This is a genomic window from Pseudomonas syringae pv. cilantro (assembly GCF_001293775.1).
GTDB classification, from domain to species: domain Bacteria; phylum Pseudomonadota; class Gammaproteobacteria; order Pseudomonadales; family Pseudomonadaceae; genus Aquipseudomonas; species Aquipseudomonas syringae_P.
Genome location: NZ_LGLN01000033.1, coordinates 47,075 through 54,961, shown reverse-complemented (window position 1 = coordinate 54,961; position 7,887 = coordinate 47,075). Strand labels below are relative to the sequence as shown.

Genomic DNA, 7,887 nt, shown 5'->3' with positions numbered 1-7,887 from the left:
GACAAGTCCGCTCCTACAAAGTACCGTGAACCCGCGTGGGAGCGAGCTTGCTCGCGAAGGCGAACTGCCCAGCCCGATCATTCTCGACATCGGTCACGACGACAAACGCCTCGTTGCGCGGTTGTCCGGCGACACCCATCTGCTGCTGGAAATCGGGGCGCCCGAGCTGGATCTGGTGCTGCGCCTGCGCGGCCATGCCTTGATGCTGGCGCTGGAGGCCAAGGCGCTGGCGGGCGTGATCGACCTGACGCCGGGCATTCGCTCGCTGCAAGTCCACTATCGCCCCGAGCAACTGCCGCTTCGGCAACTGCTCGACATTATCGCTGGCGAATGGGGCGCCGTGTGCGCAGCGAAAGACCTGCACGTCGCCTCGCGCATCGTCCACCTGCCCCTTTCCTGGGATGACCCGGCCTGCCAGCTGGCCATCGAGAAATACATGACCACCGTGCGCAAGGACGCGCCGTGGTGCCCGAGCAACCTGGAGTTCATCCGCCGCATCAATGACCTGCCCAACCTCGACGAAGTACAACGCACGGTGTTCGACGCCAGCTATCTGGTCATGGGTCTGGGCGATGTCTACCTCGGTGCGCCGGTCGCCACCCCATTGGACCCGCGCCATCGTCTGGTGACCACCAAGTACAACCCGGCACGCACCTGGACAGCGGAGAACTCGGTCGGCATCGGTGGCGCCTACATGTGCGTGTACGGCATGGAAGGCCCTGGCGGTTATCAATTCGTCGGCCGCACGTTACAGATGTGGAACCGCTATCGCGAAGTGGCCGCATTCGAAGGCAAGCCCTGGCTGCTACGTTTCTTCGATCAGATTCGCTTCTACCCGGTCAGCGCCAACGAACTGCTGCGCATCCGCCGTGATTTTCCGCTCGGCCGCTTTGCACTGAACATCGAACACAGCACCTTGAATCTGGCCGATTACCAGGCCTTCCTGACCCGCGAAGCCGACGGCATCGCAACATTCCGAGCCCAACAACAATCGGCCTTCAACGCTGAGCGCGAACGCTGGATCGCCAACGGCCAGGCAGACTTCCAGAGTGACGAAGGCGCCGCGCCAAGCAGCGAAGAGTTGCCCTTGCAACCAGGCCAGCAAGGCATCGACAGCCATATCGCCGGCAATCTCTGGCAGGTGCAGGTGCAACCCGGTGAGCGGGTCGAAGCGGGTGATGTGCTGGTGATTCTGGAGTCGATGAAGATGGAAATCCCGCTCCTCGCAACGGTCGGCGGCGTGGTGCAGGAAGTCAGGGTGCAACCCGGCTCGGCGGTTCGCGCAGGGCAGCGGGTCGTGGTGCTGGCAGCGGACTGAACCGATCAACTTTTCAATGTCGAGGGAATCCTGTCATGAACGACACAACTCTGCCGAACAACCTGCGTCTGGACACCGTGCGCGCGGCCTACCAGGCTGGCCATCTGTCGCCGCGCCAGTTGATCCTGGCCCTGCGGGAAAAAGCCGCTGCGCTCAATCCCGGCTATCACCTGTTCATTCACCTGCTCAGCGCGGCTGAACTGGAGCCTTATCTCATCGCGCTGGAAGGTCGTGAACTCAAGGATCTGCCACTCTACGGCGTGCCTTTCGCGATCAAGGACAACATCGATCTGGCCGGTATTCCAACCACCGCCGCCTGCCCGGACTACGCCTATATGCCCGAACGCTCGGCAACGGTTGTCGAACAGTTGATCGCGCTGGGCGCCGTGCCGATGGGCAAGACCAATCTGGACCAGTTCGCCACTGGCCTGAACGGCAGTCGCTCGCCCTACGGCGCTTGCCCCAACAGCGTTCTGGCTGACTACCCGTCGGGCGGTTCAAGCTCTGGTTCATCCTTGGCCGTTGCGCTAGGGGTCAGCAGTTTCTCGCTGGGCACCGACACTGCAGGCTCGGGGCGAGTGCCGGCCGCGCTGAACAATCTGGTTGGCATGAAAGCCAGCAAAGGGCTTATTTCCACAGCGGGCGTCGTACCGGCCTGTCGCACCCAGGACTGCGTGTCGACCTTCACCGCCACGGCGAGAGAAGCCAGCCAGTTACTGGGGCTGATCGCCAGGGTTGACCCGCGTGACGAGTACAGCCGCCGCAACCCGCAGTGGAACGACGCCTCGGCATTCGGCGCGCCCCGCCCGTTTCGCTTCGGCGTACCACGCGCCGAGGACCTGGAGTTCTTTGGCTGCGCTCAAGGACCGTCGCTGTTCGGCGACGCCATCGACCGCCTCACTGCATTGGGTGGCGAAGCGGTCAGCGTGGACCTGTCACCCTTTCTGGAAGCGGCGCAGTTGCTGTACGAAGGCCCATGGGTGGCCGAGCGTTACAGCGTTGCCGGGCAGTTGATGGAAGACAATCCCGACGTCGTGTTGCCGGTGATCCGAGCGGTCCTGGGCAAGGCGCCCTCGGTCAGCGGCGTCGATACCTTTCGTGCGCAATACCGCCTGCAAGCGTTGAAGGTGATCTGCGACCGGGCGCTCGAAGGGCTGGATTGCGTGGTGACGCCGAGCATCGGACGCCCGGTGACCTCGGCAGAACTGACAGCCGAGCCGGTGCTGCGCAACTCGGAACTGGGTTACTACACCAACTTCGTCAACCTGCTCGATTACGCCGCCATCGCGGTGCCCGGCGCGTTCATGGACAACGGCCTGCCGTGGGGCGTCACGCTGTTCGGCAGAGCGTTAACGGATCAATACCTGCTCAGTCTGGCAGACGCCTTTCAGCGGCAAACCGCCCTGCCGCTGATTGGCGGCGACAGCCCTTCGCTGCCCGCCCCGACCACTGCCGCGCGCAATGACCTGGCGCGATTGGTGGTGTGCGGCGCGCACCTCGACGGCCTGGCGTTGAACGGACAGCTCAAACAACGTGGCGGCCGACTGCTGGAGGCCACGCAAAGCTCCGCCGATTATCGCCTGTACGCCCTTGGCCGGTGGCCCGCCGTTCAGGCCCGGTATGGTGCGTGTGGCCAAGGGTGGCGTGGCAATTGCCGTGGAAATCTGGGAGCTGCCAAGCGCCGAGCTGGGCTCGTTTCTGACCGGCATCCCGGCACCACTCGGGCTGGGCAAAGTGCAGCTGGCCGACGGGCGCTGGGAGACAGGTTTCATCTGCGAAGCCTACGGTCTGGAGGGCGCGCAGGACATCAGTCATCTCGGTGGCTGGCGGGCACACCTGCAACAAAGGTAAACAGACAAGGCGGCATGCTCGGGCGTGCTGCCTTGTGCGCGATACCCGGCGTCATACACAAACCTTGTGAGACGCCCAGCCCGCTTCCCCAAGATCCTGTTGACACCTGCGGGGCCGGGCGACGCTTCGCTTGTTCGCGAATGCGGTATGCCAGACACAGAAAATGCATCGGATGTACCGGCCTCTTCGTGAGCANCTTGTTCGCGAATGCGGTATGCCAGACACAGAAAATGCATCGGATGTACCGGCCTCTTCGTGAGCAATGCGGATCGCCGCGCGATACATAGTTATGACCTTCACACGTACGCTCTCCGGCATAGTGGGCCTCTTTTCATTTTGACGGCCCGTCATGAATCCCTTCTGGAGTCCGCTTCGTGAGGACACGCTGTTTGATCCGTCGGCTTACCTGCTGGAACAACCCAGCGTGCTGCGCCCTGAGCACAGCCGCCTCAGGCACGACACGCTTAACGCATCAACACTGTCAGCGCGGTCGAATGCCCTTTTTCCGTCCGCAGAACCCGAGCAGCCGACCTCACCCGAAGCGCATGAGCCGCAAGACGTCGCGCTGCCTGTCGAACGCCAACTCAAGACCCTGCGCAACAGCCCTGGCTTCCGGCTGATTGCCGACTCGGCACTGTTCCTCAAAGCCTGTCAGCTGGACATGGATTTTCCGCCGACTCGCCAGGATTACGTTCGCCAACAACTGATCACACTGCTGATGCAAAAAAGCGGCAAGGTGCTCGACCCGGACGCCTTGCAGATCAGCTTCAGCAGCGAGGACCGACCCGCCGTGGACGACCAGGGCAATGAACACTACAGCGTCAGCCTTTCGCTGACCGACGTGGCATTGGCCAGCTTCGAACCCGCTTACTTCGTGGCCCTGTATCGCAGCGCTATTACCGACACGTCACTGTCCGACGACGCGCCCTCGCTGACAACAGCGCAGGTCCTCAAGTGGATTGGCGAGATGCCTATGGAGAGCGATTACAGCGCCGCGCTGGAGGCATTCCAGGCTCGGCATGAGACCACTTGGCGCAGCTTGTCGCGGCTGGCTTTTCTCGACCAGCTGGCCTCCCGGCACACCCACCGGCATATAAGCCAGGACGGCTATTGGCTGGCGCTGGACGCTTTGGGGTTGAGCAACTTCCCCGTCGATACAGAGACGCTGGATAAAAGCGGACGCGGTGAAAAGTCCGAGGTTCGAGCACTCTCGCTGAACGGCGAGCAGGTGCCGGGGATCTTTCAGGTCAGGTCGAAAACCACATCGCACTGCTACATTCACCTGCTCGGGGCCAAGGGCAAGGTCATCGAGTACATCAGCGATGATCCACACTACATGACCGGTCGTTTATTGGCGGCCATGAACGCGTCAGGGTTCTACGGCCACGCACTATTCGCGCTTGAGCAACATACAGGCATTGCTGCCGAGGCCCCGCTGATCGAAGGCGATGTGTTCGACGCACTGACGCAGGCTTCGTTCGCCGGCTTTCTGCCTGGCAGTAATCCCCGCGACAACACCGATCTGCTCCGGCCCGTGGCGCGCAGCCTGACGCTGGCGGGCGCAATCGACCTGTGGCAGACACAACCGGTCATTCTGGAGCAACTACCGGTGGCTTCGACAATGGCTGCGCAGGTCATGGCGAGCTATCTACAGGAACGCCATGGGCTGACACTCAACCCCGAGCATGTCTTCATCGCTTATCAGCCCGGCTATTCGACCAGACCGCTGGGCGATCCTCGCTTGCCGTCTACCTATGTTCACGCCCCCGACGAAAAACCGATCAGCCTGAGCGAAGCACTGGTCAGCCATTATCGAGTCGATCATCCGGCGGGCTATATCGATCACGGTGGCAGCACAGTGGTCTTCTTCGACCCTGGCGGGCTGGGCAACCGTGAGCAGGGCCGGCTGCTGGAGATCAGCCCGCAGGCGCTCGAGGACTACATCCACACGTTCGATTTCCTGACCTGGATGACCCGGCGCATTCATGACTTCTGGGACCAGCAGAAAACGAGCATCGAACAGGCGTTCAGATCAACCTTCATCGCCCAGACGCTGCTCAGCCTCAAGCGCGGCAGTCTCACGCGCAGAGGCTTCGATCTGATAGTGGAAAGTCTCGCGCCCGCTGCACAGCAGCCATGGCGGGCGCTGGGTTTTTTCGTTCAAGGCTCGTTGATCGACGGTATGGAACATCAGTACATCGGTCTGCTGTTGCTCGAACAACCGGGCACACTGAAAGTGCTCTATCAGGCGGGCCACGCCGAGGCGTTCATCGAATGCGCCGATGACAAGGCGCTGGAACAGCACCTGATGCGGAAAACAGCCGATCCGCAATGGCGTGAAACGGTCATGCGCTACGTCCCCCGCCGCCATCACCCGCGGCTCGACTACCTGCTCAAACTGTGGGGCGGCACACAGGCGCCTAACGCACCCGTTTCAATCCTGCGCCCATGGGCCGACGCGCTGTACAACCCGGACACGCGACAGGCCATGCACCATTCATTGTGTGAAAAACCATTGGAAGACACGCCATTCGCTTTTTTGCACCAACGCCTCAAACAGAATGCGCTGGATGATGCGAAGGATCAGATCGTTACCTCGGCGCAGGTTTCGCTGGCGGACTGGACAGACCGGTTGCAGCACTTACAGCGTCTGCTGGTGCCCATGTCCCTGCTACTCACACCGGCGTTTGTCGCCGTGCTGGCGACGGAGCTCGGCATCACAGCGCTGACCATTGCCGCAACACAGCTACCGGGCAGCCGTTACGCGGAGAAAAATCAGGCGCTGCTGAGCACGTTATCGCTGGGCTTGTTACAACTGGCTCCGCATACCCCACGGCTGCTGCGCTCACTGCGCAGAATCGTCAAACCTGCCGCGCGCAACACCCCGACCACAACGATCACGATCAGCAGAGCGCCGGGCACCCAAACGCTGCGCAGGCATTTTGTGCCGCCGCGCCAGACCCGGCTGGAGAAATTCTTTCACACCGACGCGCTGCTCAAGCGCTGGACCGTCATCGCCGCCGCATCGCCAAACCGTATACCGGTACATGCCTGGAAACTGGGCCAGAGGTTTTTGTTATGGACTTCTGACAGAGGTCAGGCGCGCACCCTGGTGGTCAGCACCCATGGGTATTACACGCCGTGGACGCGTACCGTAACAATCCCCAACGGCACGGAGATTCGCACTTACGCGCCGCATGGCTACGAACTGATGGACCCCAGGCTGCACCGCGTCGTCAACAAGAATGCCCGGCCTTTCGCACGCTCGAACACGGCGCTCAACGCCGTGATGCAACCCACAACGCTGGACTCGCTGCTCATCACCGACAAACTCATCGCAGGCACTTCGCTGCCCGGCAGATTGAAAAATTACAGCCTGTCCAAGTTTCAGACTGCATCGGACGAAACCTATGACGAAATAGCACGCGTGGTCGGTAACTCCCAGGCGTCATCATTACGCGGCTGGCTGCCACCGACGCCGATGGATGTGCTGACAGTGCGCAATCGCTTCGGCATGCCCCCGCCGTCGCTGGCAGACCTGTTCGACAGCCTGTCCATTCAAGGCATCCATTACGACAGAATCTTGCTGGTGCATTGCCGATGTGCCGCAGTGTCGGCCCTGCTGGGCCGCGCGCCCGTCTATCATGCGCCGACAGCGGGTTCGGTGATTGCTAATATGGCCTGAACCGACTGCACCAATCATCCAGCATGGCGCCCACATTCGACATGACCACCGCCCTTACCGACACCGCGCTATGCCCCGTGTGCGGCTTCAGCAACCGATGCAGCCTGGCCGATCCACGCACGGCAGATCAGCCCTGCTGGTGCTTTTCCGAACGCATCGATCCGGCGCTGCTTGCTGCACTGCCTGACGAGATCCGCAACCAGTCCTGCCTCTGCCCGCGTTGCGCCGGGGTCGAGGACGCTGCGCCCGGGCAACCCGTCCGTCAGGGCACGTAGTAAGATGCCCGCCCGCTCTCTCTTGCCTCACTTCAGCCATGCGTCTTGATCGTTTCCTCAGCAACCTGCCGCGCTTCAACCGCAAGAACGTGCGTCTGGCACTGGCCGGCGGCCGGGTGAAAGTGGACGGGCTGACGACCACCGATCCGCATCACGAAGTGCGAGAATTCAGTTGCGTGGTCTTCGACGAAGAAATCCTTCAGCCGGGCAAGCCCGCGCGCTACTTCATGCTGCACAAGCCGCAAGGCTGCGTCAGCGCGACGGTCGATGCGCAACACCCGACGGTCATCAACCTGCTGGACGAGCCTGACCGGCACGAGCTGCATATCGCCGGACGGCTGGACTTCAACACCACCGGGCTGATGCTGATCACCAATGATGGCCAATGGTCGCGGCGTCTCACTCAGCCGCAGACCCGGCTGGCAAAAGTCTATTACGTCGAGACCGAGCAAATCATCGACGAGCGCTACGCAGCCAGATTCGCCGAAGGTCTGTATTTCTCTTTCGAGAACATCACCACCCAACCGGCGCAACTGACCTTGCTGGGGCCGCGCTGCGCACGCTTGAGCATCACCGAAGGCCGCTACCATCAGGTGAAGCGCATGTTCGGCCACTTCGACAACAAAGTCGTGACACTGCATCGAGAAAGCGTGGGTGAGCTATTGCTCGACCCGACGCTTGAGCCGGGCAACTACCGCGCGCTGCACGCCCCGGAAATCAGTCTGTTCTAACCGTAATGACCGTCTGGCGGATTGCCC

At 61.8% G+C, this 7,887-nt stretch carries 4 protein-coding genes and 1 pseudogene; all 5 read left to right on the top strand.

What is annotated here, in order from left to right:
- A partial coding sequence (locus tag ABJ99_RS07220) for a carboxyltransferase domain-containing protein (protein WP_154864408.1) occupies window positions 1-1,318 on the top strand: 1,318 nt, incomplete at its 5' end.
- Between the two features lie 35 nt (window positions 1,319-1,353).
- Window positions 1,354-3,169, top strand: a pseudogene (gene atzF, locus ABJ99_RS07215) (allophanate hydrolase).
- A 349-nt stretch (window positions 3,170-3,518) separates the two neighbouring features.
- Window positions 3,519-6,854, top strand: a complete 3,336-nt coding sequence (locus tag ABJ99_RS07210; RefSeq protein WP_054085235.1) for a dermonecrotic toxin domain-containing protein — start codon at window positions 3,519-3,521, stop codon at window positions 6,852-6,854.
- Window positions 6,855-6,895: 41 nt separating this feature from the next.
- On the top strand, window positions 6,896-7,129 hold the full coding sequence (locus ABJ99_RS07205) for a cysteine-rich CWC family protein (RefSeq protein WP_054085768.1): 234 nt from the start codon (window positions 6,896-6,898) through the stop codon (window positions 7,127-7,129).
- Between the two features lie 38 nt (window positions 7,130-7,167).
- Window positions 7,168-7,860 carry a pseudouridine synthase gene (locus ABJ99_RS07200; RefSeq protein ID WP_054085234.1) on the top strand — a complete coding sequence of 231 codons (693 nt, stop codon included), beginning with the start codon at window positions 7,168-7,170 and terminating at the stop codon, window positions 7,858-7,860.
- The last annotated feature ends 27 nt before the right edge of the window (window positions 7,861-7,887 follow it).

Bases quoted from the DNA above. Each gene is read 5' to 3' on its own strand.
- ABJ99_RS07210 (WP_054085235.1), top strand. From the start codon at position 3,519: ATGAATCCCTTCTGGAGTCCGCTTCGTGAGGACACGCTGTTTGATCCG.
- ABJ99_RS07205 (WP_054085768.1), top strand. From the start codon at position 6,896: ATGACCACCGCCCTTACCGACACCGCGCTATGCCCCGTGTGCGGCTTC.
- ABJ99_RS07200 (WP_054085234.1), top strand. From the start codon at position 7,168: ATGCGTCTTGATCGTTTCCTCAGCAACCTGCCGCGCTTCAACCGCAAG.